This window comes from Bradyrhizobium sp. SZCCHNS30572 (assembly GCF_032484415.1).
GTDB lineage: Bacteria > Pseudomonadota > Alphaproteobacteria > Rhizobiales > Xanthobacteraceae > Bradyrhizobium.
Genome location: NZ_JAUESY010000002.1, coordinates 664,165 through 689,486, shown reverse-complemented (window position 1 = coordinate 689,486; position 25,322 = coordinate 664,165). Strand labels below are relative to the sequence as shown.

The window sequence follows — 25,322 nt, the reverse complement described above, 5'->3', positions numbered from 1 at the left end:
CAGCCGCCCCAGCCGGGGCGGTTTCGATTCGAGTGCGCCGCCAACGGCTATTGGGAATGCCTATTGGGCGCTGAACGGCACCCGCGCCTTGGCCGAAAACGTCCAGACGCGGGTGTTGCTGCCGATGCCGCCGAGCTCGGCACCGAGGCCGACACCGATGCCGCCGGCTGTCTGGATGCCGAGACCGCCGGTGGCGCGGGCCGACCAGCCTTGCAGCAGCGGCGTCGAGGCCAGCGCGCCGGCGGCAAGCGTGTTGGCATCCTCCCTGGTGAAGTAGTAGTCGCCGTACAGGCCGACGAACGGCGTCAGAAGAAGCCCGCTATCGAGCCAGGCGACGGGGTAGGCGGCGCGCAGGCCCCCCGACGCGCGGCCGCTGGCGAAATCATTGGTGCCCTGCCGCGTGCCCAGCGAGTCCGTATAGGCGTTCTGGTGTTCCCACAATGCATAGACCTTGGTGGACGGCTCCAGCACCAGGCCGGCCCATTTATACGTGCCGGTCAGACCGGTGGAAACCATCCAGCGCTGGCCGCTGAAATTGCCCTGGGCGGTTCCGGCGCTGCCGTCATAGCCGATGCCGGAATAGGCCACGGCTGCATCGAAGCGCAGCGTGGGAATGATCTTCCAGCCGAGATAGGCGCCGGTGGTCCAGCCGTCGCCCTTCAGCTTCCCGTTGATGTCCTGCTGGGTGTAGCTGAAGGTCTCGTAGCCGCCGAGCACGCCGACGAGGAAGTTCGGCGCGGCGCGGTAGGTCAATCCCATCGTGGCGTTGAGCTGCTGGCCATAGATCGAGGCTTGGCTGGCCTGGGTGACGCCGCCGATGCTGGTGCTGCCCCAGCGGTCGACGCCAGAACCGCGCACATCGGCCCACAGCAGCCACTCCTTCTGCTCGTGCCATTTCGGCGCGGCCTGCTTCCTGTCGCCACGATCGATGGCCGCGAACGCATCGTCGATCCGGCCGCGACCACGTCCACGTGGCTGGGACGCGCCCGGCAGCAGCGAGGAATAGGCGTTGCTGTCGCCGCTGCCGGCGCGGTCGCTGGCCGGGGAGCGCTCGTCCTGATCGCGCGGATTGGCCGAGAAGTTGAAGCGCATGCGGGCATTGCCGGGCGTCAGGAACGAACCGCCATCGTTGAAGCCGTCGGCGATGGCGTCATCGATCGCGCCGGAGATCGCCTGCCCGGAATTCTGCGCCACCAGCTTGCTGACGGTCTGCTGCAGCGAGCGCAGCCGAACGCTGTCGACCGGCACGTTGACGGTCTGGGCAAGGCCGGGCGAGGTGCTCGCCGTGAACAGCGTGGTGCCGGCATAGCTCGCCGTGATCGTATGGCTGCCGACCGCGAGCGTCGAGGTGGCGAACGTCGCAACGCCGCCCGCCAGCGTCGCCGTGCCGATCGGCGTGCCATTGTCGTTGAAGGTGACCGTCCCGGTCGGGGTGCCGCCCGACGCTGAAACCGTGGCCGTAAAGGTCACGGGCTGCCCGAACTGGCTCGGGTTCTGCGACGAGGTCAGCGCGACCGTCGTGACCAATTGGCCCACCGACAGATTGAAGGTGGCATTGGCCGAGGCACTGTTGGTGTCGGTCACGGTCACCGTATACGTGGTCATTGCCGCCGGAACCGTCGGCGTGCCGGTGATCTGGCCATTGCTCGTGTTGAAGCTCAAGCCGGCCGGCAGGGTCGGTGAAACGGCAAACACCAGCGTGCCGGTACCGCCCGAGCCCGTGACCGGCGTGAATGGCGTCACCGCCTGGTTGATCGGCAGCGAGCTGGACGGCACGGCCGTCGTGGCCGTCACCGCACCATTGATGGTCAGGCTGAATGTGTTGCTCGCGGTCGCGTTGGCGGCGTCGGTCACGGTCACGGTGAATGTCGTCGCCGCGCTGGTCACCGTGGGCGTTCCGGAGATGCTGCCGTTGGCCGCATTGAGGGACAGTCCCGCGGGGAGCGTCGGCGAGACGGAATAGGCGAGCGGCGCGGTGCCGCCGCCGCCCGTGACGGGCGTGAACGGCGTCACGGCGTGGTTCGCAGTCAGGGTGGTCGACGCGATCGCCTGGGTCGCGCTGACCGCGCCGTTCACCGCCAGGCTGAACGTATTGGTCGCCGTTGCAGTGTTGGCGTCGGTCACCGTGACCGTATAGGTCGTGGCGCCGCTTGTGGCCGTCGGCGTGCCCGTGATCGCACCCGAGGTCGTATTGAAGGCGAGCCCTGCGGGCAGCGCCGGCGCGATGCCGTAGCTCAGCGGCGAGGTGCCGCCAGCGCCGGTGATCGGTGTAAAGGAGGTCACCGCCGTGTTGACGGTCAATCCTTTGGACGCGATCGCCTGGGTCGCCGTCACGGCACCGTTGACGGCCAGGCTGAACGTGTTGCTGGCGCTGGCACTGTTGGCGTCGCTCACGGTGACCGTATAGGTCGCGGCCGTGCTGATCGCGGTCGGCGTGCCCGTGATGGCACCCGTCGAGGTGTTGAAGCTGAGCCCGGCGGGCAGTGTCGGTGCGATGCCATAGGTGAGCGGCGACGTGCCGCCGCCCCCGGTCACCGGGGTGAAGGATGTCGCGGCGACATTGACGGTCAGGGACTTGGCCGGGATCGACTGGGTGGCGCTGACAGCGCCGTTGACTGTCAGGCTGAAGGTGTTCGTGGCGGTCCCGTTGTTGGTGTCGGTGACGGTCACGGTGTACGTCGCGGTCGCCGCGCTCGTCGAAGGCGTGCCGGAGATCGCGCCCGTGGAGGCGCTGATGCTGAGGCCGGCCGGAAGGGACGGAGAGATCGAATATGTCAGTGTCCCCGTGCCGCCGCCACCGGTGACCGGGGTGAAGGCGGTGATGGCCTGGTTGGCGGTGAAGGTCCGCGAGGCGATCGCCTGCGTCGCGGTGACCGCGCTGTTCACCGTCAGGCTGAACGTATTGCTGGCCGTGGCAGTGTTGGCGTCGGTGACCGTGACCGTGTAGGTCGTAGCGCCGCTGGTCACGGTCGGTGTGCCGGTGATCGCGCCGGTCGAGGTGTTGAGCGTCAGGCCCGTCGGCAGCGCGGGGGCAACGCCGTAGGAGAGCGGCGGCGTGCCGCCCGATCCGGTCACCGGCGTGAACGACGTCGCTGCGGCATTCTGCGTCAGCGTCTTCGAGGCGATCGCCTGCGTCGCGCTCACCGGCCCATTGACGGTGAGCTGGAAGGTGTTGCTGGCGGTGCCGCCGTTGGAATCCGTCACCGTCACCGTGTAGGTGGTCGTGCTGCTGGTCACCGTCGGCGTGCCGCTGACCTGGCCGGTGCTGGTGTTGAAGCTGAGTCCGGTCGGCAAGGTCGGCGCGATGGCATAGGACCGCGGCGTTGTGCCGCCACCGCCGGTGACAGGGGTGAACGTCGTGATGGCCGTGTTCACGGTCACCGTGGCCGAGCTCACCGACTGCGTCGCGGTGACGGCGGTGTTCACCGTCAGGCTGAACGTATTGCTGGCTGTGGCACTGTTGGAATCGGTGACGGTCACCGTGTAGGTGGTCGCGCCGCTGCTTGCGGTCGGCGTGCCCGTGATCGCGCCGCTGGAGGTGTTGAGCGAGAGGCCGGCGGGCAGCGCGGGCGCGATGCTGTAACTGAGCGACGGGGTGCCGCCGCCGCCGGTGACCGGCGTGAACGATGTCGCGGCCACATTCTGCGTCAGCGTCTTCGAAGCGACCGATTGGGTCGCGGTCACGGCCGAGTTGACTGTCAGACTGAACGTGTTCGAGGCGGTCGCGCTGTTCGCGTCGGTCACGGTCACGGTGTAGGTCGTGGCGCCGCTCGCGGCCGTCGGCGTGCCGGTGATCGCGCCGGTCGATGTGTTGAGCGTGAGACCGGTGGGCAGGGACGGTGATACGCTGTAGGTGTAGGCCGGGGTGCCGCCGCCGCCGGTGACCGGCGTGAAGTTGGTCGATGGTTGATTCTGCGTCAGCGTCTTGGAGGCAACGGACTGCGTGGCCGTCACCGCGCCGTTGACCGTGAGGCTGAAGGTATTGCTGGCGGTCGCGGAGTTGGCATCGGTGATCGTGACCGTGTAGGTGGTCGCGGCACTGGTGACCGTGGGCGTACCGGTGATGGCGCCCGTGGACGTGTTGAAGGACAGACCGGTCGGCAGCGTCGGGGCGATGCCATAGCTGAGCGGTGCGGTGCCGCCGGAGCCGGTGACCGGCGTGAAGGATGTCGCGGCGGTATTGACGGTCAGCGACTTCGACGCGATGGCCTGCGTCGCGGTCGGGCCGGGCAACGTGACGGTGATCGTGAACGAGGTGTTGGTGGTGCCGGCGCCGCTACAATTGCCGGCGGTGTGCGAGCAGTCGCTCGCATAAAAGAGCGTGATGTTCTCGGTTCCCGATCCGGACAGCGAATCGATCCGGATGGTGTATTCCGGCACCTGCGTGAAGTCGCCGCCGATCGGCACGGGAATCAGGGTGTAGGTCGCCTTGGCGCCGGTGTAGCTGAGATTGGTGTAGCTCAGGCCGCCCGCCGTCATCGGGAGATTGTTGAACGCATCAATCGGCGGGCTGTTGGTGCCATTCGAGTGTCCGTAGAGACCCCAGAGCACCACGTCGTTGGTGACGCACAGACCGACGGCATTGCCGGCGCCCGTTCCGTTGATGGTGATGCTGGTGCTGGTGGTCGAGCCGGTCGTGAAGTTACAGGCCGCCTGCGCGCCCACCATCGAGGCGAGCATCAAGGCAAGAACCACCGAAACAAAACCCAGCGCACGCCGCAGAGGCGTGCATGCCGCATGAAAATTCCGGCGCCAAGTCCCGGTTGACAATTTGGTCGTGCCCCTTACGGCCCCTCATTGGCTGAGAGTGCCGCTGAAAAAAATTGGTTCGAAGAAATTTTGGTAACGCAATCGTAACCTTGGAGAAGCAGCGCCTTCCGGGCAAGTCGATTCAACCAGACCGGGCACGACTTCTGCTTGGCGTTGCATAGCGGCAACAGCGCAATCTACGGAACTTTATTGTCTTGACGGATCCGAGCGACGCAACCTAGACTTCTCCTACAGGTTGTTTCTCACGCTCTCAAAAATTTCAATGCGGAGGCTGTTTGATCAAGCCGCCGCCATTCGTTTCAAAATGACATTGGGGAGAGACGCGCATGCCGTTGACGCCTGTGTTGGGGCAGATCATGCCTTTTGCGGGATCTCAGCCGCCGAGAGGGTGGGCGTTCTGCAACGGCGCGCTACTCGCCATCCAGACCAACCAGGCGCTGTTCTCACTGCTCGGCACCTATTACGGCGGCAACGGCGTGACGACATTCGCGCTGCCGGATCTGCGTGGCCGGGCCATCCTCGGATCGACGGGCAGCTCCGGTCAGTTTCCCGCAGGGATGGTCAGCGGCGAAACGACCGTGACGCTGACCCTCGCTCAGATGCCGGCTCACAATCACCTGGTGCAGGCCTCGACGACCAATGGTGCCGGCCGAAGCGCGGGTCCCACGAACAATCTGTTCGGGACCAATACGCTGCCGGCGGACGATCCCAAGAAGATCTTCGCGACCGCAGGATCGGGCGAGGTCCCGCTGGCCGTGGGCACGAACATTCCCGAGATCGGCGGCGGGCAGGCGCACAACAACATGCAGCCCTACCTCGTGATCAACTACCTGATCGCGATGCAGGGCGTCTTCCCCTCGCGCAACTGAGCGTCTTCGGATCGATCGAATCCCCCCAGTTCCGCGCCGCGCCTGCTCTCGCGGCGCCCACGGCTCAATGAAAGGATGTCGGGATGTCAGACCCGTTTCTCGGTGAGATCAGGCTGTTCGCCTTTCCGCGCATACCGGACGGCTGGCTGGCCTGCGACGGCAGCTCGCTGTCCATTTCAAACTACGATGCGCTCTATACGATCCTCGGAACGACCTATGGCGGCGACGGCATCCAGACGTTCAACCTGCCCGATCTGCGCGGCCGCGTGCCGCTCGGGCAGGGCACGCCGCCCGGTGGCGCGACGTATGTGCTTGGCGAGGTCGCGGGCGAGGACGAGCACCTGCTGATCACGACCGAGTTGCCCGCGCATAGCCATGCCCTGCTGTCGTCGACGGTCACGGCCGACACGGCGATCCCCGGACCCACGGTCCATCTGGCGACCGCGTCCACCGGGAATCTCGATGCCCCCATCGCCGATGCCGGCACCTACTCGGTCATGGCGCCCTGCGTGGCCGCCGCGGGACAGAGCGTCCCGCACAACAACATCATGCCGACCGTCGTGGGCAACTACTGCATCTGCATCAACGGCGTCTATCCCTCGCCAGGCTGAGGCGTCGCGGTTCGACCGGCTTCATCGCACATTCTCGAGGAGAGACGACGTGTCTGATCCCTTTGTTGGCGAAATCCAGGCCTTTCCCTTCACTTTTGCAACCGGCGGCTTCAATAGTGCGTGGTTGCCGTGCTTCGGCCAGCTGCTTCCAATTCAGCAATACACGCCGTTGTTCGCCTTGATCGGCACCTATTTCGGCGGCAACGGCACGACCAACTTCCAGCTCCCCAATCTGAGCGGCGCGATCACCAACGGCCAAGGCGACGGACCCGGCCTGCAGCCCCGCGTGATCGGCGAGATGATGGGCAGCAGCACTGTCGGGCTGGTTTCGGCCGAAATGCCCGCGCACACGCATAACCTGCAGCTCGGCAGCAGGTCCGCGCCGAACGCGGCCCCCGGGCCGGGGACGCCCGGGACGATGGTGGCGATCGATCCCTCGTTCAACGGCTTCGTGGCGCCGCCGGCGAACGTCAACTTCGCTCCCAACGCGGTCACGACGTCCGGGCAGAGCATCCCGCACGACAACATGCAGCCGACCCAGGCACTGATCTGGTGCATCTGCTATGCGGGCATCTTCCCGTCGTTCAACAACTCCTGAGCCGAGCAGGCTCGGAGTGACGACCGGGAGCGAGATCGTCTCGCGGGATGTTCGCTTGCGGCTGCGGCCCGCCGAGACCGCCGACGAGCCGTTCCTGCGCGACCTCTTTGGCTCCGTCAGAGGTGCGCAGCTCGCCGCGGCCGGTCTGCCGCAGGCGATGCTCGATCTCGTGCTGGCGCAGCAATATCGCGCCCAGGTCGCGGGCCACGCGGCGCAATGTCCGGCAGCGCAGTCGCTGATCATTCTCCGCGATGCCGCGCCGGTCGGGCGGCTGCTGCTCGACCGCGCGGCGTCGCGATGGCACGTGGTCGATCTCGCGCTGCTGCCGGGCGCGCGCAACGCCGGTGTCGGACGCGAGATCATGCAGGCGGTCGCAACGGCGGCACGGGAGCAGGGCGCCGACGTGCTCTCGCTCGCGGTCGCGACGACGAATGAGGACGCGATCCGGTTCTACGTGCGGCTGGGGTTCCGCGATGTGGCGGACGAGGCGATGGCGTCGCATCGCATGATGGAGCTGCCGCTCGCGCGCTAGCGAGCAGGAGCCAGCTCGCGCAGGAACGCGATCAGCGCCGCATTCACCTCGGCAGAGCGTTCCTGCTGGATCCAGTGCCCGGCCCCCTCGATGATCAGCTTGCGCCGCAGATCCGGCAGAACTCGCGCCATGTCCTGGACGCGCTTGGCGCCGATCAGCCCGGTCACGACGGCGTCCGCGCTGCCGGCGATGAACAGCGACGGCTGGCGGATCTGCGCGTCCTGCCACGGCGCGGTGAGCTCCCAGTTGCGATCGATGTTGCGGTACCAGTTCAGGCCACCGCGGAAGCCGGAGGCGCCGTAAGCCGCGACGAACTCGGCGAGATCGTCCTCGCTCAGCCACGCAGGCAAAGGCAGATCGGGGGCGACGTCGCCGAGAAAGCCTTTGTCCGGTGCGACGAACAGCGACTGCGGATCGGAGAATCCGCGCGCCAGCATCGTGCGCATCGTCAGCGCCACGTCACGCTCGAGCTCGGCCTCCGCCACGCCGGGCGTTTGAAAATACTGCCAGTAGAAGTTCTCGATGCCGCCGGCACTGAGCGTGTCGAGCGGCCGGGCGCGACCGCGAAACGGGGGAGGGACGCTCAAGCCCGCGACGGCCGTGAACACGTCCGGCCGGAACAGCGCCGCATGCCAGGCCACCGGCGCGCCCCAGTCGTGGCCGATGATGACGGCCTGACGCTCGCCGAGCGCCCCGACCAGTCCGACCATGTCGCCGACCGTGTCGAAGATGGTATAGGCGCCGATATCCTCAGGCGCCTGCGAGCGGCCGAAGCCGCGCATGTCGGGCGCCACGACGCGATAGCCGGCGGCGGCGAGGGCCGGGATCTGGTGCCGCCACGAATAGGACAGTTCGGGCCAGCCGTGGCACAGCACCACGAGGGGGCCTTCGCCCTGTTCGCGCACGAACAGCTCGATTCCGTTGGCCTTGATGATCCGCGTCGATGACACTGTTTCCACCCTCGATCGCTCGAATTTCGAGTTGGCCGTGTTGATTGCCGGCGCTCGACCTATCGCACCGCGCGACGGGCCGTGCAAATCCACGGGACAGCGGACGCATCCGCGGGATTGCCGAGTTGTTTGCGTCCCCCGCAACTGCTAGAATCCCAGTGCGCTCCAGAGCTTAGCCGATGAATTTCATGACCTTACCGCTGCGCCGCTCCGGTTTCACGTCCGGACGGGCGACGCGTGCGCTCATCGCCTTGACGGTGGCGGTTGCCGTCGGCTGGAGCGGCGCGCTGTACGCCGCCAACCAGAGCGTCCAGGGCGCGCGCAAGGAGGATGGCGGCTTCGACGGCGATGCGCCGACCGCGATCCTGATCGAGGCCAACAGCGGCAGCGTGCTGTTCGAGAAGAACGCGGACGAGCTGCGGGCGCCCTCCAGCATGATGAAGCTGATGACCGCCGAGGTGGTGTTCAACGCCGTCAAGGAGGGCACGATCAAGCTCAACGACGAATACCGCATCAGCGAGAATGCTTGGCGCCGGGGCGGGGCGCCCTCCGGCACCTCGACGATGTTCGCCGCGCTCAACAGCAAGGTCTCGGTGAGCGACCTCCTGCATGGCGCGATCATCCAGAGCGGCAACGACGCCTGCATCGCGCTTGCCGAGGGCATGGCCGGCAACGAGAAGATCTTCGCCGCCGACTACATGACCAAGCGGGCGCGCGAGCTCGGCCTCACCAAATCGACCTTCGCCAATTCCAACGGGCTGCCCGATCCCGGCAACAAGATGACGGTGCGCGAGCTCGCCATGCTCGCCCGGCACATCATCCTGGATTTCCCGGAGTTCTATAAGATCTTCGGCGATAAGGAGTTCACCTGGAACAAGATCCGTCAGCAGAACCGCAACCCGCTCTTGAACGCGATGGAAGGCGCCGACGGCCTCAAGACGGGTTTCACCAAGGAAGGCGGCTACGGCATGGTCGGCTCGGCCGTGCAGAACGGCACGCGGCTGATCGTGGTCGTCAATGGCCTGGAGGATTCCGAGGACCGCGCCACCGAGGCCAAGAAGATGCTGGAATGGGGTTTCCGCAATTTCGAGACCCGCACCCTGTTCGCCGCGGAGCAGCCGATCGGCTATGCCAAGGTGTTCGGCGGCGAGAGCCGCTCGGTCAAGCTGTCGAGCCCGGTGCCGGTCAAGGTCATGGTGCAGAAGAACGGCGGCGACAAGCTGATCGCCCGCATCGTCTACAGCGGCCCGGTCAGGGCTCCCATCGAGCCCGGGCAGAAGGTCGGGGTTGTCAGGGTCTGGCGCGGCCCCAATATCGCCATGGAGGCCCCTGTCTATGCTGCGGAGGCGGTGAGCAGGGGATCCACGATGCGGCGTGCGATCGATGGGGTCAGCGAGCTCGTGATCGGGATGTTCCGCGCCGGGGCCGAGAAGCTCTAGAGACATGGCGGAAGCAGCTTTGAAACGTGGTCCTGGCCGCGGCCGATTCGTCACCTTCGAGGGTGGCGAGGGCGCCGGAAAATCGACGCAGATCAAGATGCTGGCGGACCATCTGCAGAAAGAGGGTGTGCGCCTGGTGCTGACCCGCGAGCCCGGGGGATCGCCGGGCGCGGAGATCATGCGCCACCTCGTGCTGTCGGGCATGGGCAAGCTGCTGGGCCCGGAGGCCGAGACGCTGCTGTTCGCGGCCGCGCGGGACGACCATGTCCGCAACGTGATTCTGCCGGCGCTGAACCAGGGCAGCTGGGTGCTGTGCGATCGCTTCTTCGATTCGACCCGGGCCTACCAGGGCAGCCAGGGGAAGGTCGCGCCGGACGTGCTCAATGCGATGCAGCGGGTCACGATCGGCGACCTCAAGCCGGATCTGACCCTCATCCTCGATGTTCCCGTCGAGATCGGTCTGCAGCGTGCCGGGGCGCGGCGCGGCGCCGGAACCCCGGACCGGTTCGAAGGCGAAGACATCAAGTTCCACAAGGGACTGCGCGACGCCTTTCACAAGATCGCGGCCGAGGATCCCCGGCGCTGCGTGCTGATCGACGCTACGGCGAGCGCGGAAACGGTCTCGCAGCTCGTTTGGGACGCCGTGCGCGAACGCCTGTTCACGGAAGTGGCGGCGGCGTCATGAGCGCACGCAAGGTCGAGCCGGAGATCGCGGTCCGCCATCCACGCGAAACCACCGCCTTGTTCGGGCATCGCGACGCCGAGGCGGCGCTGCTGTCCGCCTACCGCAGCGGACGGATGGCGCATGCCTGGCTGATCGGCGGCCCACAAGGCATCGGCAAGGCCACCTTGGCCTACCGCATGGCGCGCTTCGTGCTGGCCCACCGCGATTCCACCACCGCCGAGGTGCGCGCCGCCGATTCGTTGTACGTCGACGAGGAGGACCACGTCGCGCGCCTGATCGCCTCGGAGGCTCATGGCGGGCTGCTCACCTTGGAGCGCTCGGCCAACGACAAGGGCGTGCTGCGCACCGTCATCACCGTGGACGAGACCCGTGAGACGATCTCGTTCTTCGGCTCGACGGCGGCGGTCGAGGGTTGGCGGGTGTGCATCGTCGACACCGTCGACGAGCTCAATCCCAACGCCGCCAATGCGCTGCTCAAGATTCTCGAGGAGCCGCCGCAGCAGTCGCTGTTCCTGCTGGTCAGCCACGCACCGGCGCGGGTGCTCGCCACCATCAAGTCGCGCTGCCGCCGGCTGGCGCTGCGGGCGTTGTCCACCGACGACGTCGTCAGCGCCGCGGCCGAGGCCACCGGAATGGACGGAGCCGATCCGGCGCTGCGGGAGGCCGCCAGCGCCTCCGAGGGCAGCGTCGCCCGGACCCTCATGCTGTTGGGCGGCGACGGGCTGCAGCTGCAGACCCGGACCGCGGCGCTGCTCGCGAGCCTGCCTCGGATCGACCCGGGCGAGCTGCATGCCCTGGGCGATGCGCTCGGCACCAGCGACCGCGTCGCGCTGGCGAGCTTCCTCGACAGCATCGAGCGCTGGGTGGCGGAGCGGCTGCGGGCCGCAGATCCGAACGCGGAACTGCCGCGCCTTGCACGGCTGGCGGAGGTATGGGAAAAGATCGTCCGCGCCGCGCGCGACACCGAATCCTATAATCTGGAGCGAAAACCGCTGGTTTTCTCGGTGTTCGGGATGCTCGCCGAAGCCACGCGGTAACCGCGCCGACCATCATCCCGGGATTATCAGGATCAATCCGTCGACCGACGTCGTCAAAGAGGAATTTGCCGTGGCGAAGGCCAGCAAGACAAGCGTGAAGAAGGGCAAGCCCGCGGGCAAGAGCGGCGCGAAGAAGGCTGCCGCCAAGGGGCCTGCGAAGGGCAAGGCCAGCGCCGCCAAGGCGAAGGCGGCGAAGGACAAGGACGCCAAGAAAAAGACCGCCAAATCCAAGACGGCGCCCGCGAAAGCCAAGAGCAAAGCCCCGGCGGCGAGCGCGGCCAAGAAAGCGTCGAAGAGCGCCGCCAAGAAGGCGGTCAAGAAAGCTGTGAAGGCTCCAGCCAAGAAGGCCGGGGCAAAGCCCGCCACACCGCCGGCCAAGAAGACGGCCGCCAAGCCCGCGGCAGCAACGAACAAGCCTTCGGCCGCGAGGAAGCCCGCCGCTCCGAAACAGCCGGCTGCACCGAAGAAGGTCGCGCCGGCCATCGTTGAAGCGCCGAAGCCGCCACGCGCCGCGAAGCCGAAGGCACCGCGCAAGCCGAAGGTCGAGGCCGTGGTCGTCGAGATCGACGAGATCGTAGTGCAGGTCGCCGCAGCTCCCGTCGATAAGAACACCTTCTACGTCACGACAGCGATCGCCTATCCCAACGGCAACCCGCATATCGGCCACGCCTATGAGGCGATCGCGACCGACGCCATCGCGCGCTTTGCGCGGCTCGACGGCAAGGACGTGTACTTCCTGACCGGCACCGACGAGCACGGTCTGAAGATGGTGCAGACCGCGCAGAACGAGGGCATGACGCCGTCCGAACTCGCGACCCGCAATGCCGGCCGGTTCCGCGAGATGGACGAGCGGCTGAACGTCTCGTTCGACCGCTTCATCCGCACCACCGAGCCCGCGCATCATCGCTCCGTCCAGGCGATCTGGAACCGCATGCGCGAGAATGGCGACATCTATGCCGACAGCTATGCGGGTTGGTACTCGGTACGCGACGAGGCCTATTACGCCGAGGATGAGACCGTCGTCGGCGAGGACAACGTCCGCCGCGGACCGCAGGGCACGCCGGTGGAGTGGGTCGAGGAGAAGAGCTATTTCTTCCGCCTGTCGGCCTATCAGGAGAAGCTGCTCGCGCTCTATGAGAGCCAGCCCGATTTCATTGGGCCGGATGCGCGCCGCAACGAGATCATCAGCTTCGTCAGGGGCGGGTTGAAGGACCTGTCGATCTCGCGCACCACCTTCGACTGGGGCGTCCGTGTGCCTCACGACGAGGAGCACGTGATGTATGTCTGGGTCGACGCGCTGACCAACTACATCACCGGCGTCGGCTTTCCCGACGAGAGCGATGCAAACTGGAAATACTGGCCTGCCGACGTGCACGTCATCGGCAAGGACATCATCCGCTTCCATGCGGTGTACTGGCCGGCGTTCCTGATGTCGGCCGGCGTGCCCGTGCCGAAGCGGGTCTATGCCCACGGCTTCCTGTTCAACAGGGGCGAGAAGATGTCGAAATCGGTCGGCAACGTCGTCGATCCATTCAATCTTGCCGACCAGTATGGCGTCGACCAGCTGCGCTATTTTTTCCTGCGCGAAGTGCCGTTCGGCCAGGACGGCAACTACAATCACGAGGCGATCGTCGCGCGCATCAACGCCGATCTCGCCAACGACCTCGGCAACCTCGCACAGCGCTCGCTGTCGATGATCGCAAAGCAGCTCGGCGGCGTGCTGCCGGAGCCCGGCGAGTTCTCGGCCAATGACAAGGCGATCCTGGCGGAGGCCGATGCGATGATCGGCGCGGCGCGCAAGGCCATGGCGACGCAGCAGATCCACCAATGGCTCAATGCGGTCTGGTCGGTCGTGGCCGAGGCCAACCGCTATTTCGCGGGCGAGGCGCCGTGGGCGCTGGCGAAGACCGATCCGCAGCGCCAGCATACGGTGCTCTATGTCACCGCCGAGGTGATCCGTCAGGTCGCGATCCTGACCCAGCCGGTGATGCCGGCCGCGTCGGCAAAGCTGCTCGACAGCCTCGGCATTCCCGAGGACGAACGGAATTTTGCGCGACTCGGCGGCGACGTCCGGATTGCGGCTGGCACGCAGCTGCCGGCACCGCAGGCGGTGTTCCCGCGCTACATCGAGCCGACGGCGGCGTGATGCTGGTCGACAGCCATTGCCATCTGGATTTTCCGGATTTCGCCGAGGATCTGGATGGCATCGTCACGCGTGCCGCCGCCGCCGGCGTCGGCCGCATGGTAACGATCTCGACGCGGGTGCGGCGCTTGCCCGAGCTGCTCGCCATCGCCGAGCGGTTCGAGAACGTGTTCTGCTCGGTCGGCACCCATCCGCACAATGCGGACGAGGAGGACGGCATTCCGGCCGAGGAGCTGATCGCGCTGACCGATCACCCCAAGGTGGTTGCGCTCGGCGAGGCCGGACTCGACAACTTCTATGATCACGGCTCGAAGGACGCCCAGGAGCGCGGGTTCCGCGCGCATATCGCAGCCGCCCGCGAAACCGGCCTGCCGCTGGTGATCCACACCCGCGAAGCGGACGAGCAGTGCAGCCGCATCCTCGAGGAGGAGATGGCGCGCGGACCTTTCCAGGCCGTGCTGCATTGCTACACCGGCGGGCGTGAGCTGGCGATGAAGGCGATCGACCTCGGACTGCACATCTCGTTCACGGGCATCGTGACGTTCAAGAAGTCGGACGCACTTCGCGCGCTGGCCGCCGAGGTGCCGGCCGACCGCATCATGGTCGAGACCGACGCGCCGTATCTCGCGCCCGGCAAGTTCCGCGGCAAGCGCAACGAGCCGGCCTACGTCGTCGAGACCGCGAAGGTGCTGGCGGAGACCCGCGGCGTCTCGTTCGAGGAATTCTCGCGCCAGACCACCGAGACCTTCTTCAAGCTGTTCTCCAAGGTGCCGCGGCCAAAGGAGGCTGCATGACGACGACGCTCACCATCCTCGGCTGCGGCTCATCGGCCGGCGTGCCGCGCCCGGCGCTGGGGTGGGGCGCCTGCGATCCCAGCAACCCGAAGAACCGCCGCAGGCGCTGCTCGCTTCTGGCTGAGCGCCGCGGAGCCCATGGCGTCACGCGGGTCGTGATCGACACGTCGCCGGATCTGCGCGAGCAGTTGATCGACACCAACGTCGATCACATCGACGCGGTGTTTCTCACGCACGAGCACGCCGACCAGACCCATGGTATCGACGATCTGCGCTCGGTGGTGATGCATCAGCGCCGGCGCATTCCGGTCTACCTGAACCAGTCGACCGCGAAAGACATCATGCACCGGTTCTCCTATTGCTTCATCTCGCCACCGGGAAGCGACTATCCGCCGATCCTGACCCAGCACGCGATCGAGGCGGGCGAGACCCAGGCGGTGGAAGGCAAGGGCGGCGAGCTGAAGCTGACGGCGTTCCTGGTCCAGCACGGCAACATCCCCGCGCTCGGCTATCGCATCGGCGATGCCGCCTACACGCCGGACCTCAACGACATCCCCGAGGAGAGCTGGGGCGCGCTGGAGGATCTCGACCTCTGGATCGTCGACGGCCTGCGCCCTGCCTCGCATCCGAGCCATTTCTCGGTCAACGACGCTCTGGCCTGGATCGAGCGCTTCAAGCCGAAGCGCGCCGTCATCACCAACATGACCGCCGATCTCGACTACGAGGTGCTGCGCCAGAGCCTGCCGGCGGGCGTGGTGCCGGCCTATGACGGGATGCGGCTGGAGGTCGGGTAGGGCGATCGTCCGTCGGCCAAGGCCGTCATTGAGAAAAGCCGAAGGCGACGAAGCAATCCAGAGTCGTCGGAATGCTTCTGGATTGCCTCGCTTCGCTCGCAATGACCTTCATGCGCGGCCGGCTGCGATGGCCACCGCGTTTGAAGTTCAGCCGACGTCCAAAAACACGGAGACGCTGCCATGCTGTCGCTGTTCTTCGAGGTTGAGGTCAAGCCGGGCCGCCTCGACCAGTATCTGCAACTCGCCGCGGCGCTGCGGCCCGAGCTCGATGCGCTCGGCGGCTGCCTGTTCCTCGACCGCTTCCGGAGCCTGTCGCGCGACAATCTGATCCTGTCCTACCAGATCTGGCAGGACGAGGGCGCCATGACCGCCTGGCGCGTCCATGCCCATCATCACGACATCCAGACCCTCGGCCGCGACAAGGTATTCTCAGACTATCGGCTGCGCGTCGCCGAATTGATCCACGAGGTGAGGCCGGGGCAGGCGGCGTGGCAGCCGCAGCGGCGCGGGACCTACAACGATCCAAAACGGCGTGCGCCGACTTATGTGCTGGCCGTGGAGACGGCCGAGCCGCAATTGGGCGGCGTGAAGGACCTGCCGGTCGCGAGCTTCTCCAGCGTCTATCGCGAGGGCCGCTTCGCGCATTTGGTCGAGCTGCCGGACGAGGCGACCGGCATCGCGCTGAGCGAACGACTACTCGCCGAACCGGGTGCCGACAGCATTCGCGTTGTCGAAGTCACCCGCAATTACGGCATGTATGACCGCCGCGAGGCGCCGCAATATTATCCGGAGAAGAGCAGGGACGCCTGATCCCTGCTCCGCAAATTCAGTGGAATATTGATCAACACCATGTCGCAATCGTCCAAGACTTTCAACGTCGCCGCGGCGGCCGTCGTGTCGCAAGGACGTCTGCTGCTCGTGCGCAAGCGAGGCACGGCGGTCTTCATGCTTCCTGGCGGAAAGCTCGAACCGGGCGAAAGCGATCGTGAATGCCTGTTCCGGGAAATCGAGGAGGAGTTGGGCACTCAGGCGCTCGATCCGGCCACGCATCTCGGCACCTTTGAAGCCGATGCTGCCAACGAACCCGACCATCGGGTCGTCGCGCGGGTCTATCGCGTTTCGCTGAGGAATGAACCAAAGACGTCGCGTGAGATCGCCGAACTGGCTTGGTGCGACCTTGATCATCCCGCCAAGCATCTCGCGCTCGCGCCGCTCGTCGCCAAATTCGTTATTCCGCAGCTTCGACGGCAGCTCTAATTCTCGTCATTGCGAGCGCAGTGTTCAGCCCGGGGACATAGCTGACGGGTGTTCGGGGAGATGGTTGACACTTCAAAATCGGCTCGATTCGTCAAGCAGAGGGGCGAGCGATGCCGTGGCGAGAGGTGTCTGTCATGGACCAGCGACGAGAGTTTGTGATGCTTGCCAAGCAGGAAGGGGCGAACCGGCGGGAGCTGTGTCGGCGGTTCGGCATCAGCCCTCAGACGGGCTACAAATGGATCCAGCGGCATGACGCTGGGGACACGGCGCTGGCGGATCGGTCGCGGCGGCCTCATCGAAGTCCGGAGCGCACCGCGGCTGCGACCGAGCAGCAGATTGTCGCATTGCGCGATGCTCACCCGGCCTGGGGCGCGCGCAAGCTCGCACGGTGTCTTGAGCGTGATGGTCAAGCTGTCCCGGCGATATCCACCGTGCACACCATCCTGCGCCGCTACGATCGAGTGGTCGAGCCTGCAGGCACGCCCGGACAGCCCTACACGCGGTTCGAGAAGGATGCGCCCAATCAGCTGTGGCAGATGGACTTCAAGGGGCACAGTGCGCTGGAGAACGGTGTGTCCTGTCATCCGCTGACAGCGTTGGACGATCACTCCCGCTTCTCGTTGTGCCTGGCGGCTTGTGACAACGAGCGCGGCTCTACGGTCAAAGGACATTTGGAGACGACGTTCCGCCGTTATGGACTGCCGGATGCGATGTTCGTCGACAATGGTGGCCCCTGGGGATTTACCCTCGAAGACCCCTGGACCGCGTTGACGGTCTGGCTTCTGAAGCTCGGCGTTCGAACGATCCACAGCCGGCCCTACCATCCTCAGAGCCGCGGCAAGAACGAACGCTTCCACCGTAGTCTGAAGGCCGAGGTGTTTGCCTTCAGGCGCTACCGTGATCTTCCCGATGTCCAGCGGGCACTCGACGGATGGCGCTCCGTCTACAATCTCGACCGGCCGCACGAGGCCTTGAACTTCGACGTGCCGGCAAGCCGCTATCAACCGAGCCAACGTGCGATGCCCGACCGGCTTCCGATCGTCGAATACGACGAGGGTGAGAGCATCCGTTCCGTGTCGAGCACGAAGGCCTACGTCAGTTTCGAGGGGCGGCTCTGGAAAGTCCCGCAAGCCTTCCGAGGTGAGCGGCTGGCTATCCGGCCACTCAGTGCCGACGGAAAGTTCGGAATTTTCTTTGCCGCACATCAGATCGCAGCGATTGATCTGCGCGACCCCAAAACTGTCAACTATGTCCCCGAACAGGTGTAATCTATGTCTCCGGGCTGAACACTGCGCTCGCAATGACGCGATGATGTTGCGATCGCCTCTACGCGGAGATCGCCTTCGCCGATTTGACCTCGTTGCGCAGCAGGAATTTTTGGATCTTGCCGGTCGACGTCTTCGGGATCGTGCCGAACACCACGACCTTCGGCGTCTTGAAGCCGGACAGGTGGCTGCGGCAATAGGCGATGATCTCGGCCTCGGTCGCGTGCGCGCCGTCCTTCAGCTCGACGAAGGCACAGGGGACTTCGCCCCATTTTGGATCGGGCTTGGCGACGACGGCCGCGAACATCACGGCGGGGTGCTTGTAGAGGATGTCCTCGACCTCGACCGAGGAGATGTTCTCGCCGCCGGAGATGATGATGTCCTTGGAGCGGTCCTTGATGATGACGTAGCCGTGCTCGTCGAGCACGCCGAGGTCGCCGGTGTGGAACCAACCACCGGCAAAGGCTTCCTGCGTCGCCTTCTCGTTCTTGAGATAGCCCTTCATGACGATGTTGCCGCGGAACATCACCTCGCCGATGGTCTCGCCGTCGCGCGGCACCTCCTGCATCGTCTCCGGATTGAGCACGGTGACGGCTTCCTGCAGCGGATAGGGCACGCCCTGGCGCCGCTTCAGCCGCGCGCGCTCAGGCGCCGGCAGGTCGTCCCAGCCGGGCTGCTCGGCGCAGACCGAGGCGGGGCCGTAGACCTCGGTCAGGCCGTAGACATGGGTCAGCTTGATGCCGATGCTCTCGGCACCTTCGAGCACGGCGACCGGCGGCGCGGCGCCCGCGATCAGCCCCACCACCGGCTTGTCGCGCTTGCCCTTGGGCGCGTCGGGCGCGTTGATCAGGACGTTGTAGACGATCGGCGCGCCGCACATGTGCGTCACGCCGTGGGTCTTGATCAGCTCGAAGATCCTGGTCGGCTCGACCTTGCGCAGGCAGACATTGACGCCGGCCGCAGCGGCCATGGTCCAGGGGAAGCACCAGCCGTTGCAGTGGAACATCGGCAGGGTCCAGAGATAGACCGGATGCTGGCCGAGCCCGCCGGCGAGGATGTTGCTGACGGCGTTGAGGTACGCGCCGCGGTGATGGGTGACGACGCCCTTGGGATTGCCCGTCGTGCCAGACGTATAGCTCATCGCGATCGCGTCCCATTCGTCGGTGGGACGGCGCGGCTCGAAGCTGGGATCGCCCGAGGCGACGGCGGCTTCGTACTCGATCTCGCCGATGCGGCTACCGCCGGCATAGGAGGCGTCGTCGACGTCGATCACGAACGGCTTTGCGCCGCTCATCAGCTTGAGCGCCTCGCTGATCACGCCGGAGAATTCCGGATCGACCAGGATGATCTTGGCCTGGCCGTGGTCGAGCTGAAACGCGATCGAGGACGCATCGAGGCGGATGTTGAGCGTGTTGAGCACGGCGCCGGCCATCGGCACGGCAAAATGCGCCTCGTTCATCGCGGGGATGTTCGGCAGCATCGCCGCCACGGTGTCGCCGACCCCGATGCCGCGGCCCGCGAGGTACGACGCGAAGCGCCGGCAGCGGTCATAGGTCTGGCGCCAGGTGAAGCTGCAGCCTTCATAGACCGTGCTGACGTGGTCGGGATAGACGGCCGCGCTGCGCGCCAGGAAGCTGAGCGGGGTCAGCGGCACGTAGTTGGCCGGCGTCTTGTCCAGACCGAGCTGATACTGGTTCGTGCTCATCACCACCCTCCGTCGTCATCTGAAGAGTCTACAGGAACCCGATCGAAATCCACGGAAAAATCGCAACGATGACGAGGCCTATGAGAAGCGCCAACAGGTAGCCCCAGATCGGGCGGATGCCCTCCGCGGGATCGACCCGGCCGATCGCGCAGGCGGCGTAATATCCGACCCCGAACGGCGGTGCGAACAGGCCAATTCCCATCGCCAGGATGATCACCATGGCATAATGCACCTCGTGCACGCCGACGGCACGCGCGATCGGAAACAGCAGCGGCCCGAACAGCACGATCGCCGGGATGCCCTCGAGCACGCTGCCCAGGATCGTGAAGGCGACGATCGAGACCGCGATGAACGTTGCCGGGCCGCCCGGCAGCCCGGTCATCGCCGCCGCCAGCGCGCGTGAGAAGCCGGACTGCGTCAGGCCCCAGGCCATGCCGGTCGCCGTCCCGATGATCAGCAGGATGGCGCCGGACAGCGCCGCCGTCTCGATCAGCATCGGCATCAGGCGGCGCCAGTCGAAACGGCGATAGACCAGCAGGCCCGCCAGCACGCCATAGACGATGCCGATGGTCGAAACCTCCGTCGCCGTCGCGACGCCCTCGACGACGGCAGCGCGGATCACGAAGGGCAGGGCCAGGGCAGGGAGCGAGACGATGAAGGCCTTGCCGATCTCGGCTCCGGTCGCGCGGCGGACACCGCTCATGTCCTCGTTGCGGTAACGCCACCACACCAGCGCGCACAGCGTGATCGCCAGCACCACGCCCGGCAGCAGGCCGCCGGTGAACAGCGCCGCAATCGACACGCCAGTGACGGAGCCGATCGTGATCAGAACCAGGCTCGGCGGAATGGTCTCGGTCTGTGCGCCGGTGGCGGCGAGCAGGGCGACGAGATCGCCGGGCTTGGCACCGCGCGCCTTCATCTCCGGAAACAGCACCGGCGCGACCGCCGCCATGTCGGCCGCCTTGGCGCCGGAAATGCCCGAGACGAGATACATCGCGCCGACCAGCACGTAATGTAGCCCGCCGCGGACGTGACCCAAGAGGCTCGCCAGGAACGCGACCATGGCGCGGGCCATGCCGGTCATTTCGATCAGCAGGCCGAGAAAGACGAACAGCGGCACCGACAGCAGGATGAGATGGCTCATGCCCTCGTCCATGCGCCCGACCAGCACCATCAGCGGCGTACGCGTCGTCAGCGCCAGATAGCCGAAGATCGCGAGCCCGAAGGCGAACGCGATCGGCACGCCGGCGAAGACGCACAAGCCGACCACGCCGACGAAGAAGATCACGAGGTTGATGTTGCCGAGCGGCTTCAGCAGCGGCTGCGCCACCCAGAACAGCGCGATGATCGCTGCGATAGAGACGACAGCCAGCAGCATCATCCTGACGCTGGCCGTGCGGGCGAGACGGACGAGGGCGAACAGCGCCATCAGTCCGATGCCGACCGGCAGCGCGGCGGCGCGCCAGATGTTTTCGATCTGCAGCGCCGGCGTCGTGATGAAGCTTTCCTCGTAGGCGTACTCCCAGGACGGCCAGGCGATCATGACAAGGAACGCCAGCGCCGCGCTCGTCGCGACCAGATCGAGATAGGCGCGCAAGCCGGGGCTGGCGCGCGCCACCATTGCCGTCATCCGCATGTGCTCGCCGCGGCGGAACGCAACCGCAGCGCCGAGCATAGCGAGCCACAGGAACAGGATCGAGGCCAGCTCGTCCGACCAGATCAGCGGCCGGTGCAGGACGTAGCGCGCCACGACGCCCGCGAACAGGATGACGATCTCGGCCACGACCAGCAGCGCGGCTGGGATCTCGACCAGGAGACCCAGCAAGGCATCCAAGCCATCGAGCCAGGACCGGCGGCGAGGGATCTCGATGACCACCTCGCTGATCGCAATTTCCGTGAACTCGGCATGCGCCATGACGTCACCCGAACGCGTCTACGTCATTCTTGTTTTGAGCATGATCGTTTCGGAAAGCCGGTCCCACTTTTCCGGATCACGCTCTAGGTTACGACAGCTTGCCGACGGCCTTTTCCAGCAGCGCCCAGGCCTCGTCGCCATATTTGCCCTTCCACTCGGCATAGAAGCCGGCGGTACGCAGCTTGTCGCGGAACGGCGCGACGTTGGGCTGATTGAAGGTCAGGCCCTTCGACGCGAGCTCTGCTTGCAGGCCGGCATTGAGCTTGGCGACGTCCTCACGCTCCTTCACGGCGGCCGCGTTGATGTGCTTGGCGACGATCGCGCGCATGTCGGCCGGCACGGCCTCCCAGGCGCGGCGGTTCGCCAGGAACCAGAAGCCGTCCCACATGTGGTTGGTCAGCGAGCAGTATTTCTGTACCTCGTAGAGCTTGGCGGTCGAGATGATCGCCAGCGGGTTTTCCTGGCCCTCGACCACCTTGGTCTGCAGCGCCGAATAGACCTCGCTGAAATTGATCGAGGCGGGCGCGGCCTCGAACGCCTTGAACATCGAGGTCCACAGCGGCGACACCGGCACGCGGATCTTGAAGCCCTTGAGGTCGTCGGGCCCATTGATCGGCTTGGTCGACGACGTCGTCTGACGGAAGCCGTTGTCCCAGATCTTGTCCATGACCACGAGGCCCGCCTTGTTGATCTGGCCGCGCACGTAGGCGCCGAGATCGCCGTCCATGGCCTTCCAGACCGTGTCGTAGTCCGGGAACGCGAAGCCGATGCCGTTGATCGACGCGGCCGGCACCAGGGTCGCCAGGATCAGGCCGGACAGCGTGAAGAACTCGACGCCGCCGGAGCGGATCTGGCTCAGCATGTCCGTGTCGGAACCGAGCTGGTTGTTCGGGAAGATCTGCAGGTCGAACTTGCCGGCGGTCTCGGCCTTGATCGCCGCCGCCATCTCCTTGGCGCGGACGTTGAGCGGATGGGAGTCGGGCAGGTTGTTGGCGTATTTGTAGGTGAACTCGGCGCTCTGCGCGCGCGCCACATGCGGCGCTGCGACGGTGCCAATTCCACCCAGTACGGCTGTCGCCGCGGAGGCCTTCAACAGCGCGCGTCGTGACAGGCTCATGCTCGTTTCTCCCTGGAGAAGCTTCTTCTTGTTGCATCGCGCCGCCGCAAGCACCGCCGGACGAATCCAGCGACATCAGCGACGTCGTCTGCGCTTATTGCAGCGATGGGCCGCAGCAGCAATATCGGCGTTCGCAGCAGGTCATGCGCAGCGCGAGTCTCGGCCATGGCGAACGGCCCGTCAGCTCGGGCTGGACGGGGGTTCTGAAGGGCCCGCGGCTGCCGCAAATTCGAGGATTTGGCGCCAAGTCGTTGAACTCTCTACGCATATAAATATTCCATAATATACCTTATGCGAATAGGCTATGGGCGACTGCCTGACGGTGGAAGCCGCACATCGGCCCGCCCAGCGCACGTCGGCGCCTGTGCGAAATCGCCCCCGCCTCGTCACCCCGCAGTCTTCGTTTGGTCAAAGCCCAGAGGTCAAAACCGCATCCTTCAGGATTGGGCACGGGCGTATCGTGAATGGGATCCGAAGACATGCCAGTTCAGTCGACGTCGAAGGAAGTTGATCCGGGTGATGTCGCGCTGCCGCCTGACGACGCTGTCTGCGAGGAGATCTATCAGCGGGTGCTGGCCGAGGTGCGCGCACGTATCGATCAGCGGATCGCCGACATCGAGGCCCAGGCCGCCGCTGATGCGGTCGAGGCTATCGAACCCGCTGCAGGCAGCGAACACGTGGAAACGCCTCCTCCGGCCCGGCGCCGGCCCGTATTGCGGGCCATGATCACGCTGATGGCGTCGGCCGGGCTCATCGGCGCTGCCATCACCCTGGCGCGGGACCATACCGAGACCATCACCTCCGTCACCGACCGGATCGAAGCGGCGGTTCAATCCATCCGGCGTGAGAATGCTCAGGCGGCGAATCCGCCGGTGGTGGCACTGGAGACGGCGGCGAACGGATCGAGTGCGGCCGAGACGGCCCCTGCCTCACCATCACCATCCGTTTCACCAACACCGGAGACGTCATCGGCATCGACGTCAACGCGCGCCAGCGATCCATCCTCCGCGATGGCGGAGGCTACGCCGGAGCATGACGTGCCGTCTGCTCCCGACCGGGACGTCGCGCCGCTGATCGACAAGATCGCGCATGACGTGGCCGAACTGCAGAGCGGGTTTCAGGAGTTCAAGTCCAGCCAGGAGCAGGCCAACCGCGATCACGCCAGGGCGATCGAACAGCTGCAGGCCAGCCAGGACCAGCTCGCACGCGCGTTCCGCGCAGCGAAGACCGAGCCGACGACCGTCGGCGCCGCGGCGCGCCTTGCGCCCCGGCCGCCACAGGCGCGCCCGCCTCGTTTCCCGTAGCTCCGAACTCATGAGATCCGGGCAGGGCGCAGGGACGCCCCTGCTCCCTGCCCCCGTCCCTCACAGATAGTTCGCCGCGGCTTCGGCCTCGAACCGATCCGGCGGGCCTTCCCAGACGATCTTGGCATGATCCAGCACGTAGACGCGGTCGGCGTGCGGGAGCGCGAAGGTGACGTTCTGTTCGCCGAGCAGCACCGTGATCTTGGTGGTCTCGCGCAGTCGATCGAGCGCCTTCGACAACGTCTCTAGGATCACCGGCGCAAGTCCGAGCGTCGGCTCGTCGAGGATCAGGAGCTTCGGCTTCATCATCAGTGCGCGCGCGATCGCCAGCATCTGCTGCTCGCCGCCGGACAGCGTGCGCGCCAGCTGCGGCTGCCGCGACTTGAGGATCGGAAACAGACCGAACAGCCATTCGAGCCGCTCGGCACGCTCGGCGTCGGACAGCGCATTGCCGCCGAGCTCGAGATTTTCGCGCACGCTCATGTCGCCGAACAATTCGCGCGTTTCCGGACACTGCACGATGCCTGAGCGGGCGATCTGCGCCGCCGTGCCGCCGGCAAGGCTGCGCCCTGCCCACTTCACGTCGCCCGAATACGGCACCAGGCCCGAGATCGCGTTGAACAGCGTCGTCTTGCCGGCGCCGTTGAGGCCGACGACCGAGACGAACTCGCCCTCATGGACGTGCAGCGAAACGTCCTGCAGCGCCTGCGCCTTGCCGTAGAGCACGCCGACCTTGTCGACCTGCAGCGCCGGCGTGACGTCCTTGAAGCTGGCCTCCGGCCGCGCGGTCGAGACCAGCGCGCCGCCGAGATAGACCCGGCGGACGGTCTCGTCCTGCATCACCTCGGTCGCCCTGCCCTCGGCGATCTTCTCGCCGAGATACATCGCCAGCACGCGGTCGACCAGTGCCGACACGCTCTTGACGTTGTGGTCGACCAGCAGCACCGCGTGGCCGTCGTCGCGGAATTCGCGGATGAGCTCGGAGAAGTCGGCGACCTCGGACGCCGTGAGGCCGGCGAAGGGTTCGTCGACCAGCACCAGCTTCGGGCTGCGCGCGACAGCCTTGGCGAGCTCGAGCCGGCGCAGGTCGGCAAACGCCAGCGTCGGCGGCCGCCGGTCGATGACGCCGCCGAGGCCGACGCGCTCGGCGATCGCGCGCGCCCTGGCATCGACGTCCTTGTCGGCGAACAGCCGCGTCAACTTGTCCGGCAGCAGCGCGACCTTGATGTTCTCCAGCACGGTCTGGCGCGCCAGCGGCCGCGAATGCTGGAACACCAGCCCGACGCCCATGCGCGCGATGCGGTGCGACGGCAGGCCGGCGAGCTCGATGCCGTCGAGCCTGACCGAGCCCGCGGTCGGCCGCTCGACGCCCATGACGCTCTTCATCGCGGTCGACTTGCCCGAGCCGTTCGGCCCAATCAGGCCGAGGATCTCACCCGGGCGGATCGAGAAGCTCAAATTCTTGACGGCGACGAGGCCCCCGAAGCGCTTGGTGAGGCCGCTGACTTCCAGCATCGGAGCGCTGCTCATGCCTTGT

At 66.1% G+C, this 25,322-nt stretch carries 20 protein-coding genes; 14 read left to right on the top strand and 6 right to left on the bottom strand.

Annotation, left to right across the window (positions count from 1 at the left end; all coding sequences use genetic code 11):
* Window positions 1–60 precede the first annotated feature (60 nt).
* Window positions 61–4,695, bottom strand: a complete 4,635-nt coding sequence (locus QX048_RS08150) for a beta strand repeat-containing protein (RefSeq protein WP_315827622.1) — start codon at window positions 4,693–4,695, stop codon at window positions 61–63.
* Window positions 4,696–5,096: 401 nt separating this feature from the next.
* Here QX048_RS08150 and QX048_RS08145 point away from each other — a divergent pair, with 401 nt between their 5' ends.
* The 4 genes from QX048_RS08145 to QX048_RS08130 all read left to right on the top strand — a co-directional run bounded on the left by QX048_RS08145 (window position 5,097) and on the right by QX048_RS08130 (window position 7,380).
* Entirely contained in the window at window positions 5,097–5,639 is a 543-nt protein-coding gene (locus QX048_RS08145; protein WP_315751569.1) for a phage tail protein, read from the top strand.
* Between the two features lie 83 nt (window positions 5,640–5,722).
* Entirely contained in the window at window positions 5,723–6,250 is a 528-nt protein-coding gene (locus QX048_RS08140; RefSeq protein WP_315751568.1) for a phage tail protein, read from the top strand.
* Window positions 6,251–6,299: 49 nt separating this feature from the next.
* Entirely contained in the window at window positions 6,300–6,848 is a 549-nt protein-coding gene (locus QX048_RS08135) for a phage tail protein (RefSeq protein WP_315827621.1), read from the top strand.
* A gap of 55 nt (window positions 6,849–6,903) precedes the next feature.
* Window positions 6,904–7,380: a GNAT family N-acetyltransferase gene (locus tag QX048_RS08130; RefSeq protein WP_316159506.1), complete on the top strand. Its 477-nt coding sequence runs from the start codon at window positions 6,904–6,906 to the stop codon at window positions 7,378–7,380.
* On the opposite strand, the gene QX048_RS08125 is transcribed toward QX048_RS08130, so the two are convergent.
* On the bottom strand, window positions 7,377–8,330 hold the full coding sequence (locus QX048_RS08125) for an alpha/beta hydrolase (protein ID WP_315827619.1): 954 nt from the start codon (window positions 8,328–8,330) through the stop codon (window positions 7,377–7,379). The genes QX048_RS08130 and QX048_RS08125 overlap by 4 nt on opposite strands.
* Window positions 8,331–8,509: 179 nt before the next feature.
* On the opposite strand from QX048_RS08125, the gene QX048_RS08120 reads away from it, so the two are divergent.
* The 9 genes from QX048_RS08120 (at window position 8,510) to QX048_RS08080 (ending at window position 17,747) form a co-directional block, all read left to right on the top strand.
* Window positions 8,510–9,769 carry a D-alanyl-D-alanine carboxypeptidase family protein gene (locus QX048_RS08120; RefSeq protein ID WP_315827618.1) on the top strand — a complete coding sequence of 420 codons (1,260 nt, stop codon included), beginning with the start codon at window positions 8,510–8,512 and terminating at the stop codon, window positions 9,767–9,769.
* A 4-nt stretch (window positions 9,770–9,773) separates the two neighbouring features.
* A complete protein-coding gene (gene tmk, locus QX048_RS08115) occupies window positions 9,774–10,454 on the top strand; it encodes a dTMP kinase (RefSeq protein WP_315827617.1) in 681 nt (226 codons plus the stop codon).
* Complete coding sequence (locus tag QX048_RS08110; RefSeq protein ID WP_315827616.1) at window positions 10,451–11,491, top strand: DNA polymerase III subunit delta'; 1,041 nt, start codon at window positions 10,451–10,453, stop codon at window positions 11,489–11,491. The genes tmk and QX048_RS08110 overlap by 4 nt, the downstream gene beginning before the upstream one ends.
* Window positions 11,492–11,561: 70 nt before the next feature.
* The gene (gene metG, locus QX048_RS08105; protein WP_315827615.1) at window positions 11,562–13,637 is read left to right on the top strand and encodes a methionine--tRNA ligase; all 2,076 of its coding nucleotides are present in this window, start codon (window positions 11,562–11,564) and stop codon (window positions 13,635–13,637) included.
* Entirely contained in the window at window positions 13,637–14,428 is a 792-nt protein-coding gene (locus QX048_RS08100) for a TatD family hydrolase (RefSeq protein ID WP_315827614.1), read from the top strand. Before metG ends, QX048_RS08100 begins: the two co-directional genes overlap by 1 nt.
* Window positions 14,425–15,222 carry an MBL fold metallo-hydrolase gene (locus QX048_RS08095; RefSeq protein WP_315827613.1) on the top strand — a complete coding sequence of 266 codons (798 nt, stop codon included), beginning with the start codon at window positions 14,425–14,427 and terminating at the stop codon, window positions 15,220–15,222. Before QX048_RS08100 ends, QX048_RS08095 begins: the two co-directional genes overlap by 4 nt.
* A 180-nt stretch (window positions 15,223–15,402) precedes the next feature.
* Entirely contained in the window at window positions 15,403–16,032 is a 630-nt protein-coding gene (locus tag QX048_RS08090) for an antibiotic biosynthesis monooxygenase family protein (RefSeq protein ID WP_315827612.1), read from the top strand.
* Window positions 16,033–16,071: 39 nt separating this feature from the next.
* Entirely contained in the window at window positions 16,072–16,479 is a 408-nt protein-coding gene (locus QX048_RS08085; protein WP_315827611.1) for an NUDIX domain-containing protein, read from the top strand.
* A gap of 110 nt (window positions 16,480–16,589) precedes the next feature.
* Entirely contained in the window at window positions 16,590–17,747 is a 1,158-nt protein-coding gene (locus QX048_RS08080; protein WP_315759740.1) for an IS481 family transposase, read from the top strand.
* Window positions 17,748–17,805: 58 nt separating this feature from the next.
* On the opposite strand, the gene QX048_RS08075 is transcribed toward QX048_RS08080, so the two are convergent.
* The 3 genes from QX048_RS08075 to QX048_RS08065 all read right to left on the bottom strand — a co-directional run bounded on the left by QX048_RS08075 (window position 17,806) and on the right by QX048_RS08065 (window position 22,481).
* On the bottom strand, window positions 17,806–19,449 hold the full coding sequence (locus QX048_RS08075) for an acyl-CoA synthetase (protein WP_315827610.1): 1,644 nt from the start codon (window positions 19,447–19,449) through the stop codon (window positions 17,806–17,808).
* 28 nt (window positions 19,450–19,477) lie between these two features.
* Entirely contained in the window at window positions 19,478–21,364 is a 1,887-nt protein-coding gene (locus QX048_RS08070) for a TRAP transporter large permease subunit (RefSeq protein WP_315711929.1), read from the bottom strand.
* 88 nt (window positions 21,365–21,452) lie between these two features.
* Window positions 21,453–22,481, bottom strand: a complete 1,029-nt coding sequence (locus QX048_RS08065) for a TRAP transporter substrate-binding protein (protein ID WP_315827609.1) — start codon at window positions 22,479–22,481, stop codon at window positions 21,453–21,455.
* 464 nt (window positions 22,482–22,945) lie between these two features.
* Between QX048_RS08065 and QX048_RS08060 the strand changes: the two genes are divergently transcribed.
* Entirely contained in the window at window positions 22,946–23,785 is an 840-nt protein-coding gene (locus tag QX048_RS08060) for a hypothetical protein (protein ID WP_315827608.1), read from the top strand.
* A gap of 60 nt (window positions 23,786–23,845) precedes the next feature.
* Here the strand turns inward: QX048_RS08060 and QX048_RS08055 are convergent, their stop codons facing one another.
* Window positions 23,846–25,315 (bottom strand): ATP-binding cassette domain-containing protein, encoded by a 1,470-nt coding sequence (locus QX048_RS08055; protein ID WP_315827607.1) that lies wholly within the window; start codon window positions 25,313–25,315, stop codon window positions 23,846–23,848.
* Window positions 25,316–25,322 lie beyond the last annotated feature (7 nt).

Excerpts from the sequence above, each read along its gene's own strand:
- QX048_RS08145 (WP_315751569.1), top strand. The coding sequence starts at position 5,097 with ATGCCGTTGACGCCTGTGTTGGGGCAGATCATGCCTTTTGCGGGATCT.
- QX048_RS08095 (WP_315827613.1), top strand. The coding sequence starts at position 14,425 with ATGACGACGACGCTCACCATCCTCGGCTGCGGCTCATCGGCCGGCGTG.
- QX048_RS08060 (WP_315827608.1), top strand. The coding sequence starts at position 22,946 with ATGGGATCCGAAGACATGCCAGTTCAGTCGACGTCGAAGGAAGTTGAT.
- QX048_RS08080 (WP_315759740.1), top strand. The coding sequence starts at position 16,590 with ATGCCGTGGCGAGAGGTGTCTGTCATGGACCAGCGACGAGAGTTTGTG.
- QX048_RS08075 (WP_315827610.1), bottom strand. The coding sequence starts at position 19,449 with ATGAGCACGAACCAGTATCAGCTCGGTCTGGACAAGACGCCGGCCAAC.
- QX048_RS08055 (WP_315827607.1), bottom strand. The coding sequence starts at position 25,315 with ATGAGCAGCGCTCCGATGCTGGAAGTCAGCGGCCTCACCAAGCGCTTC.
- QX048_RS08140 (WP_315751568.1), top strand. The coding sequence starts at position 5,723 with ATGTCAGACCCGTTTCTCGGTGAGATCAGGCTGTTCGCCTTTCCGCGC.
- QX048_RS08090 (WP_315827612.1), top strand. The coding sequence starts at position 15,403 with ATGCTGTCGCTGTTCTTCGAGGTTGAGGTCAAGCCGGGCCGCCTCGAC.
- QX048_RS08070 (WP_315711929.1), bottom strand. The coding sequence starts at position 21,364 with ATGGCGCATGCCGAGTTCACGGAAATTGCGATCAGCGAGGTGGTCATC.
- QX048_RS08120 (WP_315827618.1), top strand. The coding sequence starts at position 8,510 with ATGAATTTCATGACCTTACCGCTGCGCCGCTCCGGTTTCACGTCCGGA.
- QX048_RS08110 (WP_315827616.1), top strand. The coding sequence starts at position 10,451 with ATGAGCGCACGCAAGGTCGAGCCGGAGATCGCGGTCCGCCATCCACGC.
- QX048_RS08100 (WP_315827614.1), top strand. The coding sequence starts at position 13,637 with ATGCTGGTCGACAGCCATTGCCATCTGGATTTTCCGGATTTCGCCGAG.
- tmk (WP_315827617.1), top strand. The coding sequence starts at position 9,774 with ATGGCGGAAGCAGCTTTGAAACGTGGTCCTGGCCGCGGCCGATTCGTC.
- QX048_RS08065 (WP_315827609.1), bottom strand. The coding sequence starts at position 22,481 with ATGAGCCTGTCACGACGCGCGCTGTTGAAGGCCTCCGCGGCGACAGCC.
- QX048_RS08085 (WP_315827611.1), top strand. The coding sequence starts at position 16,072 with ATGTCGCAATCGTCCAAGACTTTCAACGTCGCCGCGGCGGCCGTCGTG.